Origin of the sequence: Actinospineispora spinosispora DSM 44797 (assembly GCF_000429025.1) — a bacterium.
GTDB lineage: Bacteria > Actinomycetota > Actinomycetes > Mycobacteriales > Pseudonocardiaceae > Pseudonocardia > Pseudonocardia spinosispora.
On the sequence record NZ_KE386834.1, the window covers coordinates 476,572 to 502,292 of the forward strand.

At 70.4% G+C, this 25,721-nt stretch carries 28 protein-coding genes; 20 read left to right on the top strand and 8 right to left on the bottom strand.

What is annotated here, in order from left to right:
• The first annotated feature begins 67 nt into the window (after positions 1-67).
• The gene (locus G406_RS0131715) at positions 68-520 is read left to right on the top strand and encodes a winged helix-turn-helix transcriptional regulator (RefSeq protein ID WP_028936921.1); all 453 of its coding nucleotides are present in this window, start codon (positions 68-70) and stop codon (positions 518-520) included.
• A 5-nt stretch (positions 521-525) separates the two neighbouring features.
• Here G406_RS0131715 and G406_RS0131720 read toward each other — a convergent pair whose 3' ends face one another.
• Entirely contained in the window at positions 526-1,464 is a 939-nt protein-coding gene (locus tag G406_RS0131720) for a cupin domain-containing protein (protein WP_051342950.1), read from the bottom strand.
• A gap of 220 nt (positions 1,465-1,684) precedes the next feature.
• Between G406_RS0131720 and yczE the strand changes: the two genes are divergently transcribed.
• Positions 1,685-2,338 (top strand): membrane protein YczE, encoded by a 654-nt coding sequence (gene yczE, locus G406_RS57430; RefSeq protein WP_037079803.1) that lies wholly within the window; start codon positions 1,685-1,687, stop codon positions 2,336-2,338.
• Here the strand turns inward: yczE and G406_RS0131730 are convergent.
• A complete protein-coding gene (locus G406_RS0131730) occupies positions 2,313-3,839 on the bottom strand; it encodes an FAD-dependent monooxygenase (RefSeq protein WP_028936924.1) in 1,527 nt (508 codons plus the stop codon). The genes yczE and G406_RS0131730 overlap by 26 nt on opposite strands.
• A 47-nt stretch (positions 3,840-3,886) precedes the next feature.
• Between G406_RS0131730 and G406_RS0131735 the strand changes: the two genes are divergently transcribed.
• Positions 3,887-4,426 (top strand): TetR/AcrR family transcriptional regulator, encoded by a 540-nt coding sequence (locus G406_RS0131735; RefSeq protein WP_028936925.1) that lies wholly within the window; start codon positions 3,887-3,889, stop codon positions 4,424-4,426.
• A gap of 9 nt (positions 4,427-4,435) precedes the next feature.
• On the opposite strand, the gene G406_RS51125 is transcribed toward G406_RS0131735, so the two are convergent.
• Positions 4,436-5,749, bottom strand: coding sequence for an MFS transporter (locus G406_RS51125; protein WP_064743104.1), 1,314 nt, complete (start codon positions 5,747-5,749; stop codon positions 4,436-4,438).
• 71 nt (positions 5,750-5,820) lie between these two features.
• Here G406_RS51125 and G406_RS0131745 point away from each other — a divergent pair, with 71 nt between their 5' ends.
• Positions 5,821-6,774: a GlxA family transcriptional regulator gene (locus G406_RS0131745; RefSeq protein ID WP_028936926.1), complete on the top strand. Its 954-nt coding sequence runs from the start codon at positions 5,821-5,823 to the stop codon at positions 6,772-6,774.
• Here G406_RS0131745 and G406_RS51130 read toward each other — a convergent pair.
• On the bottom strand, positions 6,736-7,659 hold the full coding sequence (locus G406_RS51130; RefSeq protein WP_037079457.1) for a LysR family transcriptional regulator: 924 nt from the start codon (positions 7,657-7,659) through the stop codon (positions 6,736-6,738). The genes G406_RS0131745 and G406_RS51130 overlap by 39 nt on opposite strands.
• A gap of 74 nt (positions 7,660-7,733) precedes the next feature.
• Between G406_RS51130 and G406_RS51135 the strand changes: the two genes are divergently transcribed.
• A complete protein-coding gene (locus tag G406_RS51135; RefSeq protein WP_051343047.1) occupies positions 7,734-8,675 on the top strand; it encodes a DMT family transporter in 942 nt (313 codons plus the stop codon).
• Here the strand turns inward: G406_RS51135 and G406_RS0131760 are convergent.
• A complete protein-coding gene (locus G406_RS0131760; protein ID WP_028936927.1) occupies positions 8,628-9,008 on the bottom strand; it encodes a VOC family protein in 381 nt (126 codons plus the stop codon). The two genes, G406_RS51135 and G406_RS0131760, sit on opposite strands and share 48 nt — an antisense overlap.
• Positions 9,009-9,196: 188 nt before the next feature.
• Between G406_RS0131760 and G406_RS0131765 the strand changes: the two genes are divergently transcribed.
• The 9 genes from G406_RS0131765 (at position 9,197) to G406_RS51145 (ending at position 18,489) form a co-directional block, all read left to right on the top strand.
• Positions 9,197-10,696: a CoA-acylating methylmalonate-semialdehyde dehydrogenase gene (locus G406_RS0131765; RefSeq protein ID WP_028936928.1), complete on the top strand. Its 1,500-nt coding sequence runs from the start codon at positions 9,197-9,199 to the stop codon at positions 10,694-10,696.
• Positions 10,697-10,702: 6 nt separating this feature from the next.
• Positions 10,703-11,854 (top strand): acyl-CoA dehydrogenase family protein, encoded by a 1,152-nt coding sequence (locus G406_RS0131770; protein WP_028936929.1) that lies wholly within the window; start codon positions 10,703-10,705, stop codon positions 11,852-11,854.
• On the top strand, positions 11,851-12,912 hold the full coding sequence (locus G406_RS0131775) for an enoyl-CoA hydratase/isomerase family protein (protein WP_028936930.1): 1,062 nt from the start codon (positions 11,851-11,853) through the stop codon (positions 12,910-12,912). The genes G406_RS0131770 and G406_RS0131775 overlap by 4 nt, the downstream gene beginning before the upstream one ends.
• On the top strand, positions 12,909-13,808 hold the full coding sequence (gene mmsB, locus G406_RS0131780) for a 3-hydroxyisobutyrate dehydrogenase (protein ID WP_028936931.1): 900 nt from the start codon (positions 12,909-12,911) through the stop codon (positions 13,806-13,808). The genes G406_RS0131775 and mmsB overlap by 4 nt, the downstream gene beginning before the upstream one ends.
• Positions 13,795-14,595: an enoyl-CoA hydratase gene (locus tag G406_RS0131785; RefSeq protein WP_037079459.1), complete on the top strand. Its 801-nt coding sequence runs from the start codon at positions 13,795-13,797 to the stop codon at positions 14,593-14,595. Before mmsB ends, G406_RS0131785 begins: the two co-directional genes overlap by 14 nt.
• Before the next feature lie 118 nt (positions 14,596-14,713).
• A complete protein-coding gene (gene cobF, locus G406_RS0131790; protein ID WP_028936933.1) occupies positions 14,714-15,487 on the top strand; it encodes a precorrin-6A synthase (deacetylating) in 774 nt (257 codons plus the stop codon).
• A complete protein-coding gene (locus tag G406_RS0131795; RefSeq protein WP_028936934.1) occupies positions 15,474-16,661 on the top strand; it encodes an ABC transporter substrate-binding protein in 1,188 nt (395 codons plus the stop codon). The genes cobF and G406_RS0131795 overlap by 14 nt, the downstream gene beginning before the upstream one ends.
• Positions 16,658-17,713 carry a FecCD family ABC transporter permease gene (locus G406_RS58560; RefSeq protein ID WP_037079461.1) on the top strand — a complete coding sequence of 352 codons (1,056 nt, stop codon included), beginning with the start codon at positions 16,658-16,660 and terminating at the stop codon, positions 17,711-17,713. The genes G406_RS0131795 and G406_RS58560 overlap by 4 nt, the downstream gene beginning before the upstream one ends.
• Positions 17,710-18,489, top strand: a complete 780-nt coding sequence (locus tag G406_RS51145) for an ABC transporter ATP-binding protein (protein ID WP_051342951.1) — start codon at positions 17,710-17,712, stop codon at positions 18,487-18,489. Before G406_RS58560 ends, G406_RS51145 begins: the two co-directional genes overlap by 4 nt.
• 342 nt (positions 18,490-18,831) lie before the next feature.
• On the opposite strand, the gene G406_RS0131810 is transcribed toward G406_RS51145, so the two are convergent.
• The 3 genes from G406_RS0131810 to G406_RS0131820 form a co-directional block, all read right to left on the bottom strand.
• The gene (locus G406_RS0131810; protein WP_051342952.1) at positions 18,832-19,458 is read right to left on the bottom strand and encodes a sugar transferase; all 627 of its coding nucleotides are present in this window, start codon (positions 19,456-19,458) and stop codon (positions 18,832-18,834) included.
• Positions 19,459-19,696: 238 nt separating this feature from the next.
• Entirely contained in the window at positions 19,697-20,680 is a 984-nt protein-coding gene (locus G406_RS0131815) for a LacI family DNA-binding transcriptional regulator (RefSeq protein WP_028936936.1), read from the bottom strand.
• Positions 20,681-20,773: 93 nt separating this feature from the next.
• On the bottom strand, positions 20,774-21,004 hold the full coding sequence (locus G406_RS0131820; RefSeq protein ID WP_028936937.1) for a helix-turn-helix domain-containing protein: 231 nt from the start codon (positions 21,002-21,004) through the stop codon (positions 20,774-20,776).
• A 301-nt stretch (positions 21,005-21,305) separates the two neighbouring features.
• On the opposite strand from G406_RS0131820, the gene G406_RS59890 reads away from it, so the two are divergent.
• The 6 genes from G406_RS59890 (at position 21,306) to G406_RS0131845 (ending at position 25,721) form a co-directional block, all read left to right on the top strand.
• Positions 21,306-21,368: a putative leader peptide gene (locus G406_RS59890; RefSeq protein ID WP_425414653.1), complete on the top strand. Its 63-nt coding sequence runs from the start codon at positions 21,306-21,308 to the stop codon at positions 21,366-21,368.
• Between the two features lie 107 nt (positions 21,369-21,475).
• Complete coding sequence (locus G406_RS0131825) at positions 21,476-22,324, top strand: ABC transporter permease (protein ID WP_028936938.1); 849 nt, start codon at positions 21,476-21,478, stop codon at positions 22,322-22,324.
• Entirely contained in the window at positions 22,297-23,010 is a 714-nt protein-coding gene (locus G406_RS0131830; RefSeq protein ID WP_028936939.1) for an ABC transporter ATP-binding protein, read from the top strand. Before G406_RS0131825 ends, G406_RS0131830 begins: the two co-directional genes overlap by 28 nt.
• Positions 23,011-23,023: 13 nt before the next feature.
• On the top strand, positions 23,024-24,142 hold the full coding sequence (locus G406_RS0131835; RefSeq protein ID WP_028936940.1) for an LLM class flavin-dependent oxidoreductase: 1,119 nt from the start codon (positions 23,024-23,026) through the stop codon (positions 24,140-24,142).
• Positions 24,139-25,257 carry an Rrf2 family transcriptional regulator gene (locus G406_RS58565; protein WP_051342953.1) on the top strand — a complete coding sequence of 373 codons (1,119 nt, stop codon included), beginning with the start codon at positions 24,139-24,141 and terminating at the stop codon, positions 25,255-25,257. The genes G406_RS0131835 and G406_RS58565 overlap by 4 nt, the downstream gene beginning before the upstream one ends.
• Positions 25,254-25,721: a cupin domain-containing protein gene (locus G406_RS0131845; RefSeq protein WP_028936941.1), complete on the top strand. Its 468-nt coding sequence runs from the start codon at positions 25,254-25,256 to the stop codon at positions 25,719-25,721. The genes G406_RS58565 and G406_RS0131845 overlap by 4 nt, the downstream gene beginning before the upstream one ends.

Below are 25,721 nucleotides of genomic sequence, written 5' to 3' on the forward strand. Positions count from 1 at the left end.
TCGGCACCGTTGCTGACCCAGGTGTCCGAATATCCCGGACGGACTGTCACAGTCGTAGACTACGGGCATGGATGCGCAGGTGAGGGAGTGCTCCATCGCCAATGCGCTGGCGGTGGTGGGCGAGCGGTGGAGCCTGCTGGCGCTGCGCGAGATCCTGTTCGGGGTGCGGCGGTTCGACCAGATCCAGCGCAACACCGGCGCGAGCCGGGACATCCTGGCCACCCGGTTGCGCGCGCTGGTCGCCGCCGGCGTGCTGGACAAGGTCGAGTACGAGCGGCACCCGCCACGCTACGAGTACGTGCCCACTCAGGCGGGCGAGGACCTCCGTTATGTGCTGGCGGCCCTGATGGAATGGGGCGACCGGTACGTCACCGAGGGTGAACCGCCCACGGTGTTCCGTCACGTGTGCGGTGAGGAGCTTCAGGTCCGGCGGGTCTGCGAGCACTGCGACACAGAGCTTCGGCCGGGCGACATGACGCTGGAGCGCACCCGGTGGCGGGAGCCTGCCGGGCGCGCCTGAGTGGGTCAGATGGTGACCGCGGTGCGGTCCTTCTCGTCGATGAGCGCGCGGCCCAGCTCGGCGTCCGGGTCGATGCGGTAGCTCAGCACTCGTTTGTAGCTCTGCTTGCGCTGCATACCGGTGGCCCGCCACGCGGCGGTCAGCCCGGCCTTCGCCCAGAACGCGGGCCCGCTCATGGCGCGGGTCCGAGGCCGCCAGTGCAGCTCGCGGCGCAGGATTCCGTTGCCGTAGTTCATCGCGTACGAGCGGCGGATCTCGCTGGTCCAGTGTTCCGTGGTGAGCGAGACGTTGAGGACGTCATGGTTCTCCACCCGGTGCGGGCCGTTCAGCGCCCAGTGCAGCATGTCGCCCGGCTCCAGGTCGTAGGCCTGTGAGTGGTCGTCGAACCACGGCTCGTAGGGCACGTCCTCCTTGTCGAGACTGCGTGCGACGTTCTCGACGTTGGTCGGGCTGAGGAACGGCTCGCTCGGCGGGTAGATCCAGATCTTCTTGCGGCCGCGGATCTGCCACAGCGCCTGGCCCGGAACGTCGAAATGGTAGAAGACCTTCGCGCCGGGTGAGGAGATCAGCAATCCGAGCTTGCGCTTGAACGTGCGGAAATCGGGCAGCGCCCCTTCGAGCTCGGAGTACATCTGTTCCAGCAGCTCACTGAATCGCGGGTCGACCTTTTCGATCGCCATCATGTTCAGCCAGATTCGACCGTCTCGGATCGCCTCGAGCACGGTGGCGCCGCTGTGTCCGGCTCGATCGACATGACCCCAGGTAGTGACGTCGTCGCCCATTGTGCTGATGTCCATGTGTCGGGGATCGATGTTCTCGATCAGCGCGGCGAGGGACTCGTCGGAGAACATTTCCCGATTCGCCAGTGTGTGCCGCAGGGCGACCGTGTGACCACCCCAGAGTTTGATCTGGCGTTGGTCGATGTCCTCGAATACCTGCTGCACGGACCCTCCTGGTTCGGCTCATCCGATCGGGGGCGATCGGGCTCTCACAGGTTCAATGGATTCGGGAGAGCGGTAGTTCCTGAGATTGCCCTCAGTTTTCGTCACACTTACATAACGAGACACTCTTCCGAGGTCACCCGCTCGGGCGTCCAGTCCAATTGCTTCGGATTGGCTCTCGACAGCCAGGCCAATCGCGGCTGAAGCTGGAGCGGTGGCTGACCTGAAGGCAACAGTGGACCTCTCGCCCGTGTCGGTGAGGCATCGCCCCGCGACCCGGCTACCACAGCTGCTCGGCGGCCTGGTGCTCTACGGCGTGAGCATGGCGCTCATGGTGCGTTCCGACCTCGGGCTCGATCCCTGGGACGTGCTGCACCAGGGCCTGGCCCAGCGGGTCCACCTGAGCTTCGGCACGATCACCGCGATCACCGGGATCACGGTCCTGCTCGCCTGGATTCCGCTGCGCCAGCGTCCCGGTGTCGGCACGGTGGCCAACGTGGTGGTCATCGCGGTCGCGGTCGATACGGCACTGGCGTGGCTCCCGCACCTGTCGGCGCTGGCGCCGAGGATCGGCCTGATGGTCGCGGGCGTCGTGCTGAACGGACTGGCCACCGCCTGTTACGTCGGCGCGCGGCTGGGTCCCGGGCCGAGGGACGGCCTGATGACCGGCCTGCACGCGCGCACCGGCTGGTCCGTCCGCCTGGTACGCACCGGCATCGAGGTGACCGTCCTGGCCACCGGCTGGCTGCTGGGTGGGACCGTGGGGATCGGCACGGTCCTCTACGCGATCGCGATCGGCCCGCTGGCCCAGCTGTTCCTGCCCTGGGTGGCCTACCGCGACGAGCGCGAGGTCATGATCTCGGACCCAGCCAGGTGAGCAGAGCCGCCACCAGACCGTCCGGGTCGTCGGCGTCGGTGGCCCAGGCCACGTAGCCGTCCGGGCGGATCAGGAGCGCAGCCGCGGGCGGGTCCGGAGTACTGGCGGTGACCACATCCAGGCGGTCCCGCCAACCGTCCGGGTGGTCGTGCCGGCCGGGGGACAGGACGAGCAGGACCGGGCGGGCGGCCCGGAACAGCTCCGCGACCCGTGTGGTGCCGTTGTCCGTCGTCAGGGGCAGGTCGGGGACCCAGGTCCCGGTCAGCGGGTGGTCGCCGCCGGGCATCGGATAGCGGGTGTCCGCGCCGGTCAGCATGCGGGTGATGCGGCGTACGGCGGGCCCGTCGGCGAGCAGCTCGTCGACGACCTGGCGCAGTGCCGTGACGTTCGGGCCGGGCGCCAGCAGCGCGAGCTGAGCCCTGCTCTGCATCAGCACCCGGGCGCCCACGGGGTGGCGCTCGGAGTGATAGGTGTCCAGCAGCGTGTCGCCGCCGTGGCCGTTGCCCACCGCGGCGAGCTTCCAGCCGAGGTTGAACACGTCGAGCATGCCCAGGTTGAGGCCGGGCCCGCCGATTCCGGACTGCACGTGCGCCGCATCGCCGACCAGCAGGACCCGGCCGACGCGGTACTGCTCGGCCTGGCGCGAGTTGGTCCCGACCGTGCGACGGTGGACGACCGCGTCGGTCTCGCCGGCGGGGTAGCGCATCGGCAGCTCGGTGCCGAGCACCCGGCGGCAGGCCGACCGCAGCTCCTCGATGGGGAGCCGGTCCGTGGCGGTCGTCGGCGGCCTGCCCCACTCGTACAGCACGAACCGGTGGTCGCCGCCGGGCAGCGGAAGATGCGCGAACACACCGGTCTCGGTGCGGGTGAAACCGGGTGGAACCGGCCCGAGCCCGGGAATGTCGAGGCCGCCGGTGCTGGGGACCAGGACCGGCGGATCGAACACGACCTGTGCCGAGCGCGCGACGAACGAGTCGTCGGTGACGCCCTCGAACCGGACCCCCAGCGCCTTGCGGACGCTGCTGTGCGCGCCGTCGGCGGCGACGACGTACCGGGCGGCCAGCTCGTACTCCCCGCCCCCGCCCGCGACCTCGAGCTGTACCGCCGCCTCGTCCTGGGTGAGCGCGATGACCCGGTGGCCCCGGAGTACCCGTGCGCCGAGAGCGAGCGCGTGCTCCCGAAGGTGCTCTTCCAGGTGGGCCTGGGGGATGGCGATGCCGAGGAGCGCGGTGTCCGGCGCGAGCGACAGGTCCAGTGCGAGACCGCCGAACTGGAACAGCGGCGCGGGCGTGGGTGGCAGGTCGGAGCCGCTGAGCCGGGCGTACAGGCCTCGATGGTCGAGCGCGGCGACGACCTGGCCGATCAGCCCGTTGGCCTTGGGCAGCCGGGACGGTTCGGGCGCCTGCTCCAGAACGAGCGGACGTACCCCGTGCAGTGCCAGCTCGGCCGCCATCAGCAGCCCGTTGGGGCCGCCGCCGACGATGACCACGTCCTCAGGCATGGCGCCACGGTACCGGTTGGTGCCGAAACGGACGTAGACTGACGACCGTGCCGACCCAAGCCCGTGAACGTCTGGTGCGTGCCGCTCAGCAGCTCTTCCACGCCGAGGGGGTGCGCGCGGTCGGAGTCGAGCGGCTGCTCGCCGAGTCGGGGGTCGGCAGGGCCTCGTTCTATCGGCATTTCGCCAGCAAGGACGACCTGATCGTCACGGTGCTCCGCGGTTACGACGAGTCGTTCCGGGGCTGGTTGGGGCGATGGGTGGACGAGCACGGCGGCGGTCCGCTCGCCGTGTTCGACGCGCTCGCGGAGCGGTTCACCTCGGACAACTTCCGGGGCTGCACCTCGATCAACGCGATGGTCGAGATCGCCGACACCCAGGCCGTCGCCCATCAGGTCGCGGCGGCGCACAAGCTGGCCGTGATCGACTACTTCGACCAGCTGCTCGTCGCGGACGGCCGGGAGGACCACGCCGAGCTGGCCGAACAGCTCATGCTGCTGATGGACGGCGCGCTGGTGACGGCGCTGCGCGAACGCACCGCCGCCCCCGCGCTACGAGCCAGGGCGATGGCCGAGAAGCTCCTCGCCTGAGCTGGGTGCTCAGGCGCCCGACTCGGTGTGCTTACACGCCCGACTCGCCGGGGTGAGGGGCACCGTGCCCGCGCGAGTCGGGGACGAGGGCCCACCGAGTTGGGAATCTGAGCACACCGGCGGGTGTGCTGAGGCGCCCGACTCACTGTGCTGAGCGTCCCGACTCGCGGAGCGGGTCTGGAGGGTGGTCCAGGCCAGGGTGAGGAGGGACAGGACGGCCAGACCCAGCAGGAGGACCGGCGGGGTGGCCACGTCGTGCAGCGCGGCCAGTGGGTAGGGCAGGACCAGGCCCAGGTAGCAGTACGACTGGAAGATCGCCGTCATGCGCGCCAGCCGGTGAGGTGGGACGAGCCTGCGCACCTCACGCAGGCCGTACACCAGACAGCAGCCGTACCCGGAACCGAGCACGATCGCCGCCGGTACCACGAGAATCGGGAGCAGGGTGGCTGCGGTCAGCGCCGCGATCAGGGCGCCGAGGGTGACCAGGCCGAGCCCGGCGCTGAGCAGCCGCGTCGTGCCGGGGGCGTCGAGGCGGCGGGCCAGTGGCTGGATCACGATCCCGGAGCCCGCGGTGAGCACCGTGGCGACGGCACCGAGCATGACCGACAGCTCGGGTACCCGGGGCGCGAGCAGGCTGGGCAGATAGGCGAGTCCCAGGGACGCGGCGCCGAACACCCAGGGCGCCATCGGCAGCACCACCCTGACCAGCTCCGGCGCCCACGGCGTCCTCACCTCGCCCCGCGCGGGACGGTCGAGCGCCACCGGGTGCTCCCGAACGCCGAGGAGCAGCACGATCGACGCTGTGGCGAGCAGCAGGTGCGGCAGGTAGGCGAGCGTTCCGGGCCACGGCGCCCACTGCGCGATCGCGCCCGCGACGAGCGGCCCCAGCCCGAAACCGAGGGTCATCGCCACGGTCGCCCTGCGAGCACCGAGCCCGACCGGCTCGGCGGCGGACAGCTCGGCCAGCCAGGCCGCGCCCGAGCTGAAGGCCAGCCCACCCGCCGCGCCGGCGAGCAGGCGCCCGATGAACAGCCAACCGACACCGGACTGGCCGGCCACCAGCACCAGGCCGGACAGCATGGACAGCGCGCTCGCCGGCAGCAGGACCGCGCGACGGCCGAAACGGTCGGCGACCGGACCGCCGAACAACAGCCCGGGGACCAGGGCGAGGACGTAGCAGGCGAAGGTGGCCTGGGTGATCGAGGCGCTCAGTCCCAGCTCGACGCGGTACATCGGGAGCAGCGGGACGAACTGGTTGCCACCCCAACCGACCGCGCACACCGCGAGCGCCACGCGCAACCAGGACTTCGGTTCGAACCTCATGGCCTCCACTGTGCGGCGCGAACTCGACGAACCCCAGTGGCAGGATAGCCATAATTCGATAGAATCCTGACATGTCTCGGCACCTGGTCGCGCTCGCGGTAACCGCCAAGATGTCCATCTTCGAGCTGGCCGTGCCGTGCGAGGTGTTCGGCTACGACCGGCCGAACCTGACCGAGACCTGGTACGACTTCCGGCTGTGCGCGGCGCAGGGTGAGCCGGTGGTGGTCCAGGGCGGTTTCCGGCCGGACACCGCGTTCGGGCTGGGGACCTTGACCGAGGCGGACACCGTGATCGTCGCCGCGGGCCACCAGCCCGACCTCGAACCGGACGACGAGCTGGTCGCCTCGGTGCGCGCCGCCTACGACAACGGCGCCCGCATCGTCTCGCTGTGCACCGGCGCGTTCGTCCTGGCCGAGGCGGGCATCCTCGACGGGCGTCCCGCCGCCACCCACTGGATGCACGCCGACGACCTGGCCGCGCGCTACCCCAAGGTGCGGGTCGACTCCTCGGTCCTCTACATCGACGACGGTAACGTCCTGACCAGTGCGGGCACCGCCGCCGCGCTCGACCTGTGCCTGTACATCGTCCGGTCCGACCACGGCGCCGCGGTGGCCAACGCGTTGGCGAAGCGCATGGTCACACCCGCGCACCGGCTCGGCGGCCAGGCCCAGTACATCGACGCGGCGGTCGGCGTCAGCGACACCGACGCGCTCGGCCCGGTGCTGCACTGGGCACTCGAACGGCTGGACACGCCGCTGACCGTCGCCGCGCTGGCCCGGCGGGCGCAGCTGACCGAGCGCACGCTGGTCCGCCGGTTCCACGCCGCCACCGGTACCACACCGATGAAATGGCTGCAGGCCCAGCGGCTCAACCGGGCGCGCGAGCTGTTGGAGACCGACGACCGGTCGATCGAATGGGTCGCCGACGTCTCGGGGATGGGCAGCTCGGCGAACTTCCGGCAGGTGTTCCGGACGTCGACCGGGTTGTCACCGAGTGCCTATCGCAGGGCCTTCCGCCAACGCTGAGGCGACCCGCTCCAGCTCGGTGCGGAACGCCCGGACCACGGGTGTGTCCGCGGCGCCGGTGGTGGCGACGGCGAGTGTCCGGGTGAGGGTCGGCTCGCAGCGGACGAACACCACTCCCGGTGCGGACCGGGGCCGTCCGATGCGTGGCACCATCGCCACGGCCAGATTGGCGGCCACGAGCGCCAGCTGGGTTCCGTAGTCGACGACCTGGTAGCGGGACTCGGCGTCGATGCCGTGCTGGCGCAGCGTCTGCGCGACGGCGTCGTGCGCCTCGGTGCCGCGTCCACAGGTGGACCAGGTCTGTTCGTGCAGCGCGCTGATCGGGACGGACTCCCTGGTGGCCAGCGGGTTGCGCTCGCTGACCGCCAGCATGATGTCCTCGGTGAGCAGGTGGGTGATCCGCAGGCCGGGAGGGAGCTCGGTCGGCCTGCTGGTCCAGCTCTCCATGATCACCGCGTCCAGGCGCCCGGCGCGCAGTGCGGGCAGCAGCTCGACGACCTCGCCGTCGGACAGCCAGGTATGCAGTCGAGGATGGGCGGTGGCCAGTGCATGCAGCACGTCCGGCAGCAGTGTGCGGACGGCACTGGCGACCGAACCGATCCGCAGCGGACCGGCCACCAGCTCGTCGATCGTGGCGAGGTCCCGCTCGGCGGTCGCCGCGGTGGCCGCCATTTCCCGCGCGGAGGCGGCGAGCACCCGGCCCGCCGCGGTCAGCCGGATGCCCCGCCCGTCCGGTTCGACCAGTGGGCAGCGTGCCTCGCGTTCCAGTTTCCGCAGGTGCTGGGACACGGCGGACCCGGTGATGTGCAACGCCTCGGCCGCCGAGGTGATCGATCCGTACTCGGCGATCGCGGCGAAGACCCGCAGTCTGTCCCAGGTGAACATGCAAGCAAGGCTAAGTGGTTCGAGATAGAAATGCGAAGTTGTTCTGCACAGTGGCCGGTGGCAGTGTCGAGGACATGACCAGTGGTGAGAGCAGGAGCGTCGTCCCCGGACTGCTCGTGGCGGCCGGGGCCGGGTGTCTGTCCGTGTCGGCGATGTTCGTCAAGCTCGCCGGTGTGGACGCCGCGACGACGGCGTTCCTGCGCTGTGCACTCGCGCTCGTCGCGCTGGTACCGGTGGCGCTGGTCGAGCTGCGTCGCCACGGCCGTCTCGACCTGCGTCTGGTGCTCTGCGCGGTCGGCGCGGGGCTGCTGCTCGGGACCGACTACGTGATGTGGTCCGCGAGCATCTTCGCGGTCGGCGCCGGGATCGCCACGGTGCTGGTCAACGTTCAGGTCCTGGCCTTCCCGGTGCTTGCGCTGCTCTTCAGTGGCGTCCCGATCTCACGGCGGTTCGTGCTGGTCAGCCCCGTGATGCTGGGTGGTGTGGCGCTCGCCGGTGGAGTGGTCGGTGGTCACCCGGCCTCGGGCGACCCACTGGTCGGGACGCTGCTGGGGGTCGCGGCGGGCGTCGCCTACGCCGGGTACCTCTACCTGAACACGCTGTCCGGCAGGCGCAGCCCTCGGCACCTGATCACCCCGGTCGCCATCGCCACCGCGGCGGCCTGCCTCGCCTCCGGCCTGATCGGGGTGCTCGGGCTCGGCGGTACCCACATCGACCTGGTGCTCCCGATGCGGGCGTGGCTGTGGCTGGTCGTGCTCGCGCTGCTCGGCCAGGTGATCGCCTGGGTGCTGGTGGCGGCCGGGTCCGGGAGGCTGGCGCCCAACGTCACGGCGGCGCTCCTGCTGCTGCAGCCGGTCCTGGCGATCATCATCGGCATGCTGTTCCTGCGCGAGGCACCCACGACCGTCCAGCTGCTCGGCTGCGCGGTGGTGATCGCCTCGGTCTGGTACACCAGCCGTCGCGCCAGGTCATTCAGGCTCGGCGATCATCCACAGGTGACCGAACGGGTCGCGTAGCCGGCCGCCGCGCTGACCGTAGTCGTGGTCGGCGACCGGGAAGACCACGGTCGCGCCCGCCTCGGCCATTCGGTCGGCGACCGCATCCGCGTCGGTCACGTACAGCGCGATGATCACCGGTGAGCCGCCGTCCGCGGGGCTCGAGTCCACCTCGTCCGCGTCCTTCACCGCGAACCGCACCGGCCCGGCGGCGACCATCGCGTGCGCCACCTGACCGTGCTCGTCCGCGTAGCGATCCAGAACCGTGGCGCCGAACGCGGCGCCGTAGAACTCCAGCGCCGCGTCGGCGTCCGTCACGACCAGCCTCGGGTACATCCGCACGATTTCGCTCATGCGCTCATCGTCCCCGGTTCATGGGGCCCGGTCTTGGATGTTTGGGAACCCCTCCGGTCTTGCGAAGACCTCGCGAACATGTTTGCGAAGTTCTAGGAAGGTCGGACTTCCTATTGTATGGTACCAAATAGTCGGATATGTCATTTCAGCTCGCTGAGCTGCACGAATACCCATCTAAGGACTGTGCGATGACCCCTGCGCTGACTCATTTCGTCTCCGGCAAACCTGCTTCCGGTACCTCCGACCGCTGGGCCGACGTGTTCGATCCGAACAACGGGACCGTCCAGGCGCGCGTACCGCTCGCCTCGACCGCCGAGGTCGGCGCCGCGGTGGCCGACGCGGTGAGCGCGCAGCGCGAGTGGGCGCGGTGGAACCCGCAGCGCAGGGCACGGGTGCTGCTGCGCTTCCTGCGCCTGGTCGAGAACGAGATGGAGCCGCTGTCCCGGCTGCTGGCGTCCGAACACGGCAAGACGGTGTCCGACGCGCGCGGCGACATCCAGCGCGGCCTGGACGTCGTGGAGTTCGCCGCAGGCGCGCCGCACCTGCTCAAAGGTGAGTACTCCACCGACGCCGGCCCCGGTATCGACGTGTACTCGCTGCGGCAGCCGCTCGGCGTGGTCGCGGCGATCACCCCGTTCAACTTCCCCGCGATGATCCCGCTGTGGAAGCTCGCACCGGCGCTGGCCTGCGGGAACGCGGTGATCCTCAAGCCGTCCGAGCGAGACCCGTCGGTTCCGTTGCGGCTCGCCGAGCTGTTCGTCGAGGCGGGCTTGCCGCCGGGCGTGCTGAACGTCGTCAACGGTGACAAGGAAGCGGTCGACGCACTGCTGACCCACCCGGACATCGCGGCCGTCGGGTTCGTCGGTTCCACCCCGATCGCCCAGTACATCTACTCGACGGCGAGTGCGCACGGCAAACGCGCCCAGTGCTTCGGTGGCGCGAAGAACCACCTGGTCGTCCTGCCCGACGCCGACCTCGACCAGGCGGTCGACGCGCTGGTCGGGGCGGCGTACGGCTCGGCGGGAGAGCGCTGCATGGCGATCTCGGTCGCGGTCCCGGTCGGTGAGGCCGTCGCCGACGAGCTCGTCGCGCGTCTGGCGATGCGGACCAGGGCGCTGCGGGTCGGCACCTCGGACGACGAGTCGGCCGACCTCGGGCCGCTGGTCACCGCCGAGGCGCGCACGCGGGTACTCGGCTACATCGACGCCGGTGTCGCGGAGGGCGCGGAGCTGGTGGTCGACGGCAGGGACTTCACCCTGCCCGGTCACGAGGACGGCTTCTTCGTCGGCGGTTCGCTGTTCGACCGGGTCCGCCCGGAGATGTCGATCTACCGCGAGGAGATCTTCGGTCCGGTGCTGTCGGTGGTCAGGGCGGCGGACTACGAGGAGGCCCTCGCGCTGCCGAGCGAGCACGAGTACGGCAACGGCGTCGCGGTCTTCACCAGGGACGGTGACGCGGCCCGCGAGTTCGTCGCCAGGGTGGACACCGGCATGGTCGGGGTGAACGTGCCGATCCCGGTTCCCGTCGGCTACCACACGTTCGGCGGCTGGAAGGCGTCCGGTTTCGGCGACCTCAACCAGCACGGACCGGACGCGTTCCGCTTCTACACCAAGACCAAGACGGTGACCTCGCGCTGGCCGTCCGGTGTCCGGGACGGCGCGAGCTTCGTCATCCCGACGATGAGCTGAGCTGAAATGGGACAGAGCAGCGAATTGAGCACGGAACAACGAGCGCTCCAGGACACCGCGCGGGATTTCGCCGCCGAGTACCTGGCACCGCACGCGGTCGACTGGGACCAGCGCAAGCACTTCCCGGTCGACGTGCTGCGCAAGGCCGCCGAGCTGGGCATGGGCGGAATCTACGTGGCGGAGGACGGTGGCGGTTCGGCACTCGACCGGGCCGACGCGGTGCTGATCTTCGAGGCGCTGGCCACCGGATGTCCGTCGATCGCCGGCTACCTGTCGATCCACAACATGGTGACCTGGATGGTCGACCACTACGGCGACGCCGCGCAGCGCGCGAACCTGCTGCCCGGGCTGTGCCGGATGGACCAGCTGGGCAGCTACTGCCTGACCGAGCCGGACGCTGGTTCCGATGCCGCCGCGCTACGCACCACCGCCGTGCGCGACGGCGACGACTACGTCCTGACCGGAGTCAAGCAGTTCATCTCGGGGGCGGGCGCAACGGATGTGTATCTCGTGTTCGCCCGGTCCGGGGGCCCGGGCGCGCACGGAATCTCCGCGTTCCTGGTCCGCAAGGGCGCCGACGGGCTGAGCTTCGGCCCGAACGAGGCGAAGATGGGCTGGAACGCGCAGCCGACCAGGCAGGTCGTGCTCGACGGTGTGCGGGTGCCGGTGTCGCACCGGCTCGGCGACGAGGGCGAGGGCTTCCGGATCGCCATGTCCGGGCTCGACGGCGGCCGGCTCAACATCGCGGCCTGCTCGGTGGGCGGTGCTCAGTCGGCGCTGGACAAGGCCGTGGCGCACCTGCTGGACCGGGAGGCGTTCGGTGCGCCGCTGGCGAGCCGGCAGGCGCTGCGGTTCCGGATCGCGGACATGCACACCGAACTGGAGGCGGCGCGCCAGCTGCTGCGCAGGGCGGCGCGGGCGCGCGACGACGGTGAGGAGAACTCCTCGAGGCTGTGCGCGATGGCGAAACGGCTCGCCACCGACACCGGGTTCGAGGTGGCCAACCAGGCGCTTCAGCTGCACGGCGGCTACGGCTACCTGGCCGAGTACGGCATCGAGAAGATCGTTCGGGACCTGCGCGTGCACCAGATCCTCGAGGGAACCAACGAGGTCATGCGCGTGATCGTCTCCCGAGGTCTGGTGGGGGCGGAGTCATGAGCGACGTCATCGTGGCGCGGACAGGCATCCTCGGGCGGATCACGCTGAACCGGCCCAAGGCGATCAACGCGCTCACCCATGCCATGGCGGTCGAGATCGACGGGGTGCTGCGTGGCTGGGCCGACGACCCTTCGGTGGGTGCGGTGCTGATCACCGGCGCGGGCGAGCGCGGGCTGTGCGCGGGTGGCGACATCAGGGCGATCTACGACGACCTCGGCGCCGGCGGGACCGCGACGCTGGACTTCTGGCACGACGAGTACCACCTCAACGCGCGCATCGCCCGCTATCCCAAGCCGGTCGTGGCGATCATGCACGGGCTGGTCATGGGCGGCGGGATCGGCGTCTCGGCGCACGCGAGCCAGCGGATCGTCACCGACGGCTCGGTCCTGGGCATGCCGGAGGTCGGCATCGGCCTGGTGCCGGACGTCGGTGGGACCTGGCTGTTGGCGAGGGCTCCCGGTGAGCTGGGCACGCACGTCGCGCTGAGCACCGCCACGCTCGGGCCCGGCGACGCGATCGAGCTGGGCTTCGCCGACTGGTACGTGCCGGCCGACCGGCTGTCCGCGCTGGTCGCGGCGCTGGGCGACATCCCGGCGGGGGAGAGCGACGTGCCCGGAGCGGTGGGTGCAGCGGTCCAGTATCTCGCCGAACCCGCGCCGTGGTCGGAGCTGGCACAGCAGCGGTCGTGGATCGACCAGTGCTACCGCGCCGACTCGGTCGAGGAGATCCTGGCGCGGCTGGAGCAGGCCGGGCAGGACGCCGCGAAGCAGATCAGCGGAAAGTCACCGACCGCGCTCAAGGTGGCGCTCGAAGCGCTGCGCCGGGCCCGGGGCCTCGACAGCCTGGAGGAGGAGCTGAACCAGGAGCTGCGGGTGTCGACCCGCTGTTTCGCGGCCCCCGACCTCAGGGAGGGCATCCGGGCGCAGGTGATCGACAAGGACCGCGAGCCGTGCTGGACGCCCTCGACGCTGGAACAGGTGGGGCCGGACGACGTGGTGCGGTACTTCGAGCCGTTGGGTGAGCGAGAACTGGGACTGTCGAGAGGGGACACGGCATGACACGCGTCGCGGTGATCGGGCTCGGCAACATGGGCGGGCCGATGGCGGTGAACCTGGCCTCGGCCGGGCACCAGGTCCAGGGATTCGACCTGTCCGCGCCGGCCAGGGACGGCGTCGCGGGCCACGGTGTCACGATCGCGGCGGACGGCCGGGCCGCGGTCGCCGAGGCGGACGTGGTGATCACGATGCTGCCGGCCGGGGCGCACGTGCTGGCCTGCTACCAGGAGATCCTCTCGGCGGCGGCCCCGGACACGCTGTTCGTCGACTGCTCGACGATCGACGTCAGCTCGTCCCGGGAGGCGCACGCGCTGGTCGGCAAGGCCGGGCACCGGAGTGTCGACGCGCCGGTGTCCGGCGGTGTGGTCGGCGCGACGCAGGCGACGCTGACGTTCATGGCGGGCGGTGACGCCGGGGCGGTCGCGGCGGCCGAACCGCTGCTGACCGTGATGGGTAAACGCACCGTGCACTGCGGCGGGCCCGGCGCCGGGCAGGCGGCGAAGATCTGCAACAACCTGATCCTCGGCATCTCGATGATCGCCGTCGGTGAGGCGTTCGTGCTGGGGGAACGTCTCGGGCTCGACCACCAGGCGCTGTTCGACGTGGCGTCCACCGCGTCCGGCCAGTGCTGGGCGTTGACCACGAACTGCCCGGTACCCGGCCCGGTGCCGACCAGCCCGGCCAACCGGGACTACGCGGGAGGTTTCGCCAGCGCGCTCATGCTGAAGGACCTCGGGCTGGCACTCACGGCGGCGGGCGAGAACGGAGTGGATACGGTGCTGGGTAGGACAGCGGCCCAGCTGTACACCGAGTTCGTCGAGAAGGACGGTCCGTCGCGGGACTTCTCGGCGATCATCACCGACATCCGATCCGAGGAGCGTACGCATGGCCAGCACTGACGCCGGTACCAGCACGGAGTACGAGACGATCATCGTCGAGAAGCCCGCCGACCGGGTCGCGCTGATCCGGCTGAACCGGCCGAAGGCGCTCAACGCGCTGAACCTCACGGTCATGCACGAGCTGACCGCCGCGGCCAGGGAGCTGGACGAGGACGCGGGCATCGGCGCGATCGTGATCACCGGTTCGGAGCGGGCCTTCGCGGCGGGCGCGGACATCTCGCAGATGGCGCCGCTGAGCTACGCCGAGGTCGTCGAGGCGGACCTGTTCGCCGGCTGGGACGCGCTCACCCGTCTGCGCACCCCGCTGATCGCGGCGGTGTCCGGCTACGCACTCGGTGGCGGTTGCGAGCTGGCGATGCTGTGCGACCTGCTGATCGCGTCCGACACCGCGGTGTTCGGCCAGCCGGAGATCAAGCTCGGCGTCATCCCCGGTATCGGCGGTTCGCAGCGGCTGACCAGGGCGGTCGGCAAGGCCAAGGCGATGGACCTGTGCCTCACCGGCCGCAACATGAAAGCCGACGAGGCGGAGCGCGCGGGCCTGATCAGCAGGCTCGTGCCTGCCGACCAGCTGCTGACCGAGGCGCTGGAGGTCGCCTCGACGATCGCGGCCATGTCCGGCGCGACGGTCGCCGTGGCGAAGGAGGCGGTGAACCGCTCCTTCGAGTCGAGCTTGGCGGAGGGCATCCTCTTCGAGCGCAGGGCCTTCCACGCAACCTTCGCGACGGCCGACCAGAAGGAAGGAATGGCCGCCTTCCTGGAGAAGCGCCCCGCCAGTTTCAACAGCTGACCCCAGCCATGATCACCACCGCCTGAGGGCTGATTTTCGAGCGCGAAACAGCCCTCAGACGGTGGTGATCAAGCAGCTGCCGGGGGTGTGGTGGGGTGTGCTCTGTACGGTCTGGGACGTGCGTACCGTGTTGGCCATCGGCGTGGGAGCCGGGGATCCTGAGCTGCTGACTGTGCAGGCCGTCGAGGCGTTGAACAGGGTCGATGTGTTCTTCGTGTTCGACAAGGGCGAGTCGGGGGCCGACCTCGACGAAGCGCGGCGCGCGATTCTGCTGCGGCACGCCCCGGGTGAGAAGTACCGGGTGGTCGAGGTACCCGACCCCCGGCGGGACCGGCAGGCGAGCGCGTACACCGCCGCCGTGACGGACTGGCGCGACGAGCGGGCCGCGCGGCTGGAACGGGCGATCGAGACCGAGCTGACCGACGGCGGTGTCGGCGCGATCCTGGTGTGGGGCGACCCGGCGCTCTACGACGGCACCATCCGGATCCTGGACACGATCATCGAGCGCGGCGTCGTCGAGCTGGACCATCGGGTCATCCCGGGGATCAGCAGCATCCAGCTGTTGGCCGCGCACCATCGCGTCCCGCTCAACCAGGTCGCCGGGTCCGTCGTGGTCACACCGGGGCGGCTGCTGGCCCGGCAGCTCGCACGCGGCCTCGACGACACGGTGACCGACATCGTCGTGATGCTCGACGCCGAGCTCGTCTGCACCCGGCTGCGCGGGCAGGGTTTCACCATCTACTGGGGCGCCTACCTGGGCAGCGACGACGAGGTGCTGATCGCGGGAGAGCTCGACCAGGTCGTCGACGACATCGTCCGTACCCGGCGGGAGCTGCGTGAACGCAAGGGGTGGATCATGGACTCCTACCTGTTACGTCGTGCGCGGACCTAGGCTCGCCGCGTTCGTCTCCGCGCTGCTGCTGGTACTGGCCGGCTGCGGCGGCGCCGTCACGACCGCTCCGGGCGTCCCGGCGAACTGCATCGACCGGTTCGATCCGGCGCGGGACTACTTCCCGGTGCACTCGAGGATCGAGTACTCGCGCAACTTCAGCCTCCACTACGAACGCAGCTACCAGGTACTGACGGTCAACCAGCCGTACCCGGGTGGGCCGCCGCGGTCCTACGTCCTGCTGCGCTGCGGCGCGCCGACCCCTCAGCTGCCGCCCGCGCTCGCCGATGCGCCGGTCATCCCGGTACCGGTGCGCAGCATGTACTCGGCGTCCACGACGCAGCTGCCCTCCGACGTCGAGCTGGGTGTGCTCGACTCACTGACCGGGGTGTGGTCGCCTCCGGATGTGTCCGACCCGGCGATCGTCGCGCGGATCCGGTCCGGCGCGATAGTCGGGTTCGGCGGCCAGGGCCGCCTCGACGTCGAAGCCGTCGTGGCCGCCGCGCCGACCGTCGTGCTCAGCGAGGGCTACGAGACGGCGGGCTACGAGCCGGTGCGCGCGGCGGGCATCCCGGTGCTGCACTGGGCCGACTACCTGGACGGCAGCCCACTCGGCCAAGCCGAGTGGATCAAGGTCACGGCCGCGCTGACCGGCAAGGAGGCCGAGGCCGCCTCGGCGTTCGACCGGGTAGCGACCCGTTACCGGGAGGTCGCGGCGCTCGCCGACGGCGTCGCGCCGACGCCGGTGATCGTCGGCCAGCCCTACCAGGGCAGCTGGGCGGTGCCCTCGGGTGGCAGCACGGTGGGCACCGCGCTGCGCGACGCGCGCGCGACCTGGTCGGGCGCCGGCTCCTCCGCCACCGGCAGCCAGCCGAGGGACCTCGAGTTCGTGCTGGCCACCGACGGCCGCGCCCGGATCTGGCTGGCCAACGGACCGTGGCGGACGCGCGCCGACGTGCTGGCAGCGGACCCCCGGTTCGCCGGGCTCGGTGCCCTGCAGCCGGGTGGCCAGGTGTGGACCGGCGACAAACGGCTCGGGCCGGGCGGTGGCAACGACATCTACGAGCGTGGCGTCGCGCATCCCGACGAGGTCCTCGACGACCTCGTGGCGATCCTGCACCCCGAGCTGAGGCCCGGCCATCGGTTCACCTACTACCAGCGGGTGGCCGGTCAGTGATCCGGTCCACCGGCGTGCTCCTCGGACTCGCCGCGCTGACCGTGCTGCTGTTCGTCCTCGCCGTCGCGTCCGGCACGGTGGCGATCGCGCCCGGCGAGACCGTCCGCGCCCTGCTCGGCACCGGGGCCGGACCGCTCGACGCACTGATCCGGACCATCCGGGTGCCCAGGGCGATCACCGCGTTGCTCGTCGGCGCAGCGCTCGCCGCGGCGGGGCTGCTCATGCAGACCCTGTTCCGTAACCCCCTCGCGGACCCGTACGTGCTCGGCGTGAGCGCGGGCGCGAGCCTCGGCGTCGCGCTGTACATCGTGGCGTCCAGCTCCGCGATGGTCGGTGCCGCCGGCCTGGCCGCCGGCTTCGGCGCGGGACTCGTCGGGATCGGCAGGCTCGGTTCGGTCGTGGCGGCCGGGCTGGGCGCGGGAGGTGTCCTCGCGCTGGTGCTGCTGCTCTCACGGTGGGTCCGCTCGTCGGTGACGTTGCTGGTCATGGGCGTCATGCTCGGCTCGGCGACGACCGCGGTGGTGAGCCTGATCGTCGTGTGGAACGACCCGCGCACGGCGCAGCAGTTCCTGATCTGGGGGCTGGGCAGCGTCGACGGCGTGGCCTGGCCGGACCTGACGATCTTCGCGCCGATCACCGGATGTGCGCTGCTGGCGACCCTGTTGCTGGTCAAGCCGCTCGACGCGCTGCTGCTCGGCGACGACTACGCGCGCAGCATGGGCGCCCACGTCCGGCGGATCCGAGGCACGGTCATGGGCGTCGCGGCGGTTCTCGCCGGAGTGGTCACCGCGTTCTGCGGACCGGTCGGGTTCCTCGGGATCGCGGTTCCGCACCTGGCCAGGGTGCTGATCGGATCGTCGAGCCACCGGCTGCTCGTCCCGACGACGCTGCTGTCCGGCGCGGTCGCCGGGCTGGGCTGCGCGATCGCCGGCCACCCGCCGGGCCTCGGCACGGTCATCCCGCTCAACGTCGTGACCTCGCTCATCGGTGCGCCGGTGGTGATCGCGGTGCTGCTGCGCAGCAGACGGCTCGCGGCCGGGGCCGGGCTGTGAACGGGGTCGAGGTGCGGCACCTGGACGTCGGCTACCGGAAGACCGGGGCGGTGCTGACCGGCCTCGACGCGCGGGCGCGCCGAGGTGAGCTGACGATCCTGATCGGGTCGAACGGCGCGGGTAAGTCGACGCTGCTGCGCACGCTCGCGGGACTGCAGCCCGCGCTCGGCGGCACGATCACCCTCGACGGCGCCGACCTGCTCGCCGGGCCGGTGTCGGCGCGGGCCCGGCGACTCGCGGTCGTGCTCACCGACCGGGTGGAAGTGGGCCTGCTCGCCGGCCGCGAGCTCGTCGCACTGGGTCGTTACCCGTACACCGGCGCGGCGGGGACACTGCGCGAGGCCGACCATGCCGCGGTCGACGAGGCGCTGAGATCGGTCAAGGCGGAGCACCTCGCCGGCAGACGGATGCACGAGCTGTCCGACGGTGAACGTCAGCGGCTCCTGATCGCACGCGCGCTGGCACAGGAGCCGTCGGTGCTGCTGCTCGACGAACCGAGCGCGTGGCTGGACGTCTCGGCCAGAGTCGCGCTGCTCGGCCTGCTCCGCCGACTGGCGCGGACGCAGAACCGGGCGGTGGTGCTGTCCACCCACGACCTGGAGCTGGCGTTACGCCTGGCCGACCACGTGTGGCTCATCGGCGCCGGTAGGCGATTCGTCACCGGCAGCCCGCCGGACCTGATCGGTTCCGGCGCGATAGGCGAGGCCTTCGACACCGACGACCTGGCCTTCGACCCAGCCACCGCCACCTTCGCCCTAAACCCCCCTCGTGAGTGATGAGGCCGCCTACCCCGAAGGGGCGCCGCAGGCGTAGCCGGAGTGGGCACTCACGACAGCTTCATCGTCGTGAGGGTCCAGTCCGGCTATAGGCGGCCTCAGCACTCACGAGGACCCCGAGGCCGTGCACTCTGTGCACGCGGTCGGGACCACGGCCGTACCCGGCTTAGCCCGTGCCCGGCTTCAAGGCATCTCGGCTTCGCCGTCGACTCGTGAGTGGCAAGGGCGCCTATAGGCGCCCGGATCACTCACGACGGAAAAGCTGTCGTGAGTGCTCCGAGCGCCTACGCCTTCGGCGCCCCTCCGGGGTAGACGTCCTTGCCACTCACGATGGGAGGAGGGTCAGCGGGTTCCGGATGTGTGGAGCATCGAGGGGATTGTTCTGGCCAGGATGGACAGGTCGCCGAGGAGGTGGCGGCTTCGGACGTAGGTCAGGTCCATGTGCAGCATCTCCAGGGTGCTGACCGTGGAGCGGCCGCTGACCTGCCACAGGCCGGTGATGCCGGGGCGCACCGTGAACCGGGGGCGGAACTCGGCCGGGAACATCCGGGCCTCCCACTCCAGGCACGGGCGCGGCCCGACCAGCGCCATGTCGCCGAGCAGCACGTTGATCAGCTGCGGCAGCTCGTCGAGGCTGGTCTTACGCAGGAATGCCCCGATCGTGGTCACCCGGGGATCACTATCGAGCTTGTAGCTTCCGCCGACCGAGGTGTCCTCGCCGCGCAGCTCGGCCGCGATCAGCTCACGCAGAAGTCTGTCGTCGACACCGGGGCGCATCGTGCGGAACTTGTACATCGTGAACGTCTGTCCGCCGTAGCCGACGCGGAGCTGGTGGAACAGCGCCGGCCCCTTGCTGGTCACCCGGATGATCAGCGCGATGACCAGCATCGGAACGGCCAAGATCACCAACGCCAGCCCGGCCACCGATATGTCGATGGCTCGGCGGGCGAATGACTCCCAGGACGTCATGTTCTTCCTTCGGTGCCCGGTTCGGATTGGACTGGTCACCTCGGACGACTCCGCGGTCGGCACGAAGGTTGGGGCGTTATCCCATAGTGATGTCACTCTGCGCTCACGCCCTGTAGGTACCGCACCGCCACATGTCACACGAACAGGTATACATAGAGAACGAAGAGTTCTCAAGGTCGATACAAGCGAAACTCAACACAGCACCTCGACGTACGCTAAGAACTCTCAGAAAATGAGCTCAGCTGGTCGATCGTGCTACCAGTTCCGGTGGTAGGCGAACCTTTTCCGGGTGTGCCGGGACACTCGGGCCGAGCATCAGCTCCAGGGCCCGCTCCGCGATCGCGTCGAGCGGATGACGCAGCGCGGTGATCGGTGGGTTCATCAGCTCCAGCAGATCGGTGCCGTCGAAACCGGTGACCGCGATGTCGTCGGGCACCTTGACGCCTTCCTTCTGCAATGTGCTGAGCAGCCCGACGGCCAGGACGTCCGCGGTGCACAGTGCCGCGTCGGGCAGTGGGCCGTCGGCGAGTAGCCGCTGCGCCGCGTGATGGCCGGCCGAGGTCGAGAAGTGCGGCAGCAGGATCTCGCGGTCCCCGGGATGTGCGTGGGCGCGGAACGCGGCCAGTCGCTCGACGCCCGCCGAGGTGTCCTGGTCCGCGCCGATGTAGGCGATGCGTCGCCGTCCGTTCGACCTGAGGTGTTCGACCATGAGCCTGATGCCGGCCTCGTTGTCGACGCCGACGAACCCGCAGTCCACTCCGGCGGTCCATCTGTCGACCTGGACGACCCGGGTGCGTTCCAGCGCGCGGCGGATCGACGGACCGCTCGCGGTCACTGACGTGGGCACGACGGCCAACGCGTCGACCAGTGACTCCCCGAACGCGTCGATGCGGCGGGACTCCAGCTCGGGGTCGTCGCCGGAGTCGGCGAGCACCACGCCGAAGTGCGATCGGTTGGCGACCCGGGTGAACGCGTCGACCAGGTGGACGAAGTACGAGTTGCGGATCGACGGGACCAGAATCCCGACGTTGCCGGTCGACTGCCGGCGTAGCGCCCTGGCCACCGGGTTCGCGCGGTAGCCGAGCCGCTGGCTGGCTTCGAGAACGCGCTCGGCGAGCTGGGGGTCGACGTTGCGCAGCGTGCCGGTGAGTACCCGTGATGCGGTCGACCGCGAGACCCCGGCCTCGGTGGCCACGTCGAGCAGGGTCGCTCGCTGCTGCATGCCCGGCCTCTCGGATGCTCCTGAACCCTGCCCGCGTCGGACAGGGTCTACCGAGAGTAACGGACGCCGGAACGGCTCTCCGGCGACGGGAAACTAGGCGAGCCTGTCCGGGAAGGTGTGCAGGCGAACATGCTCACGGGCGTCACGCTGGAACACACGGAACGATCTTCCGACGCGCAGTGCGGGTAGCTTGCCGTCGCGGACCAGCCGATAGACCGTCATCTTCGACACCCGCCACTGCGCGGCCACCTCGGCCACCGTCAGTAGCTCGTCGTGGTCGATCGGGTCCTCGTGGTCGCTCGCTTCGACCCTGTCCAGTGACATGGTGGCTCCAGGCTGGTGACGTGACGCCGGGACCGTGAACGCATGGGTCGTCCACGGACGTGAGTCGGCAGTGCGGGATATGGGCACCGTCAACGTTCGGGGCGGCACGTACCCCTCGGTCTTCTCAGTGTGCCGGAAGACACTTTCGATTACACCTGTATCGCCTGATCAGGTGGCCGCGGATGAAATTTCTTGACCGCCGGGGGAGATCGATGGGGCGTGAACGTCCGATTAAACCCAACTCGATTGGTTGAGATTCTGGGCCCGGGCGGTTAGCGTCGTCGGCATGGCGGAACGAGGCATGCTGACGAAGCGGGGTCACATCGACCTGCTTCGCGTGTCCTCCGCGCTCTGTCCGCGCTGAATTCTCGGCACTCATCGCCCGTTTTCGCGGTGCCCGGGTCAGCGACGTCTCCGATCGGTCGTGCCCAGGGCCCGCGTGCCCAGCGCTCCCACCGTAGGAGAGACCCCATGACCCTGACCGAGGCCGATCCGCGCGCCGATCCTCGGCCGATCGAGGTCCAGACCGTGCGCACCAGCCGTGCACGGGGCGGCAACCGGATACCCCGCTGGCTGTTCAAGACGTTCTCGCCGATCGGCCTCGTGGTGCTGTGGCAGGTACTCAGCTCGACCGGGGTGCTCGCGCCCGACACACTCGCCGCACCGCTGACCGTGCTGCGCACCGCGGCCACGATGTGGGCCGACGGCCAGCTGCCGGACGCCGTGCTCACCTCGGTCGGCCGGGTGCTGTTCGGGCTGGTCATCGGTGCTGTCGCGGCCGTACTGCTGGCCACCGTCGCGGGGCTGTTCCGGCGCGGCGAGGACATCGTCGACGCACCCATGCAGGCACTGCGCACCATCCCGGTCATCGGCCTGATCCCGCTGCTGATCATCTGGTTCGGCATCGGTGAGCAGCCGAAGGTCGCGCTGATCTCGCTGGCCGTCATGTTCCCGCTGTACATGAACATCTACGGCGGCATCCGCAACGCCGACGCCGGTCTCGTGGAGGCCGCGCGCACCCTCGGGCTCGGCTGGTTCGGCCAGGTGAGGCACGTGATCCTGCCGTCGGCGCTGCCGAACGCGCTGGTCGGGCTGCGCTACGCACTCGGATCGGCCTGGCTGGCGCTGGTGTTCGGCGAGACCATCAACGCCACCTCCGGCATCGGCTACCTGATGAACAACGCCCGTGAGTTCTTCCAGACCGACGTCATCGTCGTCTGCCTGGTGCTCTACGCCGTCCTCGGACTGATCGGCGACCTCATCGTGCGGACCCTGGAGAGGGGGCTGTTGTCATGGCGACCGGCGTTCAGCGGCAGGTGAGTCCGGTCACGGTCTCCGGCCTCACCAGGCGGTTCGGTGACCGTGCCGTGCTCGACGGGCTCGACCTGGAGATCCCGGCCGGCCAGTTCGTCGCGCTGCTGGGTACCAGCGGGTGCGGCAAGAGCACGTTGCTCCGGGTGCTCGCGGACCTGGACCGGGACATCGAGGGTGAGGTACGGGTCGCGCGCCGCCGGGCCATCGCGTTCCAGGCGCCCCGGCTGATGCCCTGGAAACGCGTCTGGCGCAACGTGGCCCTGGGCCTGCCGGGCAAGCCGAACCGGAAGCGGGCTCAGGCGGCATTGGACGAGGTCGGGCTCTCCGCGCGCGGCGACGTGTGGCCGAAGACGCTGTCCGGTGGCGAGGCGCAGCGCGCCTCGCTGGCCAGGGCCCTGGTCCGGGAGCCGGACCTGCTGCTGCTGGACGAGCCGTTCTCGGCGCTGGACGCGCTGACCAGGCTGACCGCCCGGGAGCTCGTCGAACAGCTCTGGCAGCGCCACGGCTGCGCGGTACTGCTGGTGACCCACGACGTGGACGAGGCACTCGTCCTCGCCGACCGGGTGCTGGTGATGGAGGCCGGGCGGATCGGCTACGACGCCGAGGTCCCGCTGGACCGGCCGAGGAACGTGAGTGATCCGAGGTTCGCCGCACTACGCACCGAGCTGCTCGCGCGGCTCGGCGTGCACTGAGGGAGGAAACGGCGTGAGCGTCGAGTTCGTCGGCATGATCGGCACCCAGCACGTCTCGGAGATCCATCCGTCGGCGGGTCCGCCGGTGGATCGTGAGTTCGTCAGACGGTTCGCCCGTGCGCACGAGGACGCCGGGTTCGACAAGGTGCTGGTCGGCTACAGCTCAAGCACCCCGGACGGGTTGCAGGTCGCCGGGTACGCGGCCGCGCACACCGAGCGGCTCGGTTACCTGGTGGCACACCGGCCGGGCTTCGTCGCGCCGACTCTCGCGGCACGCACCTACGCCACGCTGGACCAGCTGTCCGGCGGACGGGTCGCGATGCACGTGATCAGCGGCGGCAGCGACCCCGAGCAGCGCCGCGACGGTGACTTCCTCACCAAGGACGAGCGCTACGACCGCACCGATGAGTACCTCGACGTCGTGGCGCGGACCTGGACCGCCGACGCCCCGTTCAGCCACCACGGCCGGTACTACCAGGTCGAACAGGTGCAGGCGGAGATCCGCCCCGTGCAACAACCACGCATCCCGATCTACTTCGGCGGTTCGTCCGCCGCCGCCTATCGGGTCGGTGGCCGCCACGCCGACGTGTTCGCGCTGTGGGGTGAGCCGCTGGCCGAGACGGCCGAGCAGATCGCGTCCGTGCACGCCGCCGCCCGCGCCGCCGGCCGTACCGAACTGCCGGGGATCAGCGTGTCGTTCCGGCCGATCCTGGCTGCGACCGAGGAGCTGGCCTGGGAGCGCGCGCACCGCATCCGGGACCGGATCGTCGCCGCGAAGGGCGGCCACGGCTCGTTCACCGGCAGCAAGCTGCACCGCGTCACGCCGAGTGGGAGCCCGCCGAACGTCGGTTCGCAGCGGCTACTGGCGGCGGCCGAGCGGGGTGAGCGTCACGACAGGGCGCTCTGGACGGCCACCGCCGCCGCCTCGGGCGCGGCGGGCAACTCGACCGCGCTGGTCGGCACGCCGGACACGGTGGCCGCTGCGTTGCTTGACTACGTCGACATCGGCGTCACCACCCTGCTCATCCGCGGCTACGACCCGCTCGACGACGCGGTGGACTACGGCCGTGAGCTGATCCCGCTGGTGCGCCAGGAGCTGGCGCGCCGCGAGTCGGGGCTGGTCCGGGCATGACGGTTACCCACGAGGGCAGAAAGCCCGGCCTGTGGCAGCCGGATTCGACATCGCGTGGTCTGGTCGTACTACTGACGGGGCGCGGTGAGCACCCCGGCGTCTACCAGCGGCTCGGGCACAGATTGACGATCGATGGCTACACGCTGGTGGCGGCTCGCCAGGACACGGAGGAAGACACCGAGCTGGTTGCCTCGCTACTCGAAGACGGGCGGGGCTCTCGCGTGCTGATCGGGTCCGACTCGGGTGCAGTGGCGGCATGGCGGCTCGCATCGGCGGGAAGCCTGCCGATCGACGGGCTGGTGCTGGCCGGCCTGCCACTCGAACCGCCCCTCAGCGTCCCGTCGACCCGAGACGCCGAGCTGGCCGCCCGCACCTCCTGCCCCGTGCACAGCTCGCTGATCAGCGATGATCCGTCCTTCCAGTGGGGTGAGCTCGCCTCGCCGGCGGGGCCGACCCCGAGCGCGCTTCCCGACCTGCCGATCCTTCTGCTGCACGGCGAGGTCGACTCGATCGCTCCGCTCGAGCCGGTTCGGCGGTTGGTCGGTGCGCATCCGGCCGCGACCTTGTCGGTCGTGCGGGACGGCGTGCACGACGTGCTCAACGACCGGTTCCACCGCAGCGTGGCGGCCCGGCTGGTGCTGTTCCTGGAGGAGATCGGCAAAGGCGCGGTGCTGCGCGACGGTGTCCCGGAGCCGAGCAAGCCGGTGCGGGCGCGGCGTGCCGCACCGGTGCACGTGTCCGCGCGGGTCGACTACGCGCTGCGTGCGATCGCCGAGCTGGCCGGTTCGGGGCGGGTCCCGATGCGCTGCGAGTCGATCGCGCAGGCCCGGGGTCTGCCGCTGAACTCGCTGGTGAACCTCATGATCGAGCTGCGCCGTGCCGGATTGGCGCACAGCCAGCGCGGCTGCGAGGGTGGCTACTGGCTGGCCCGGCCCGCCTCGGAGATCACCGTCGCCGAGGTGGTGCGCGCGGTGGAAGGCGAGCTGGTCTCCCGCCACGCCGACGGACCGGACTCCTGGCTGTGGGACCGACTCGGCCAGACCGTCGCCGAGTTCCTCGACGGATGGACCGTCGAGGACGTCGCGGCCGGCCCGGGCAGAAAGGCACGGCCGTGAGCACGCACGAGGGATTCCACCCCGACCTGACCTCGAACACCGCTCCGCTGCGCACCCGGCTGCACCACGTGCGGGCCGGGGAGCTGGACGGCAACACCGCGCAGTCCGGCGGCATGACGCGGCTCGCCGCGATCAGCGGGGCACGCGTCGGTTCCGAGGCGATCTGGATGGGGGAGACGCACGTCGCGCCGTCGACCGCGTCGGACAACCACCATCACGGCGAGTCGGAGACCGCGATCTACGTGGTCAGCGGCCGCCCCGAGTTCGTCTTCCACGACGGCACCGACGAGGTGCGGATCAAGACCGGGCCCGGCGACTACATCTTCGTGCCGCCGTTCGTCCCGCACCGCGAGGAGAACCCCGACCCGGACGACCCGGCGGTCGTGGTGATCTCCCGCAGCACGCAGGAGGCGATCGTCGTCAACCTGCCAGAGCTGTATCCCCTGGAAGACACCCGTGAGTGA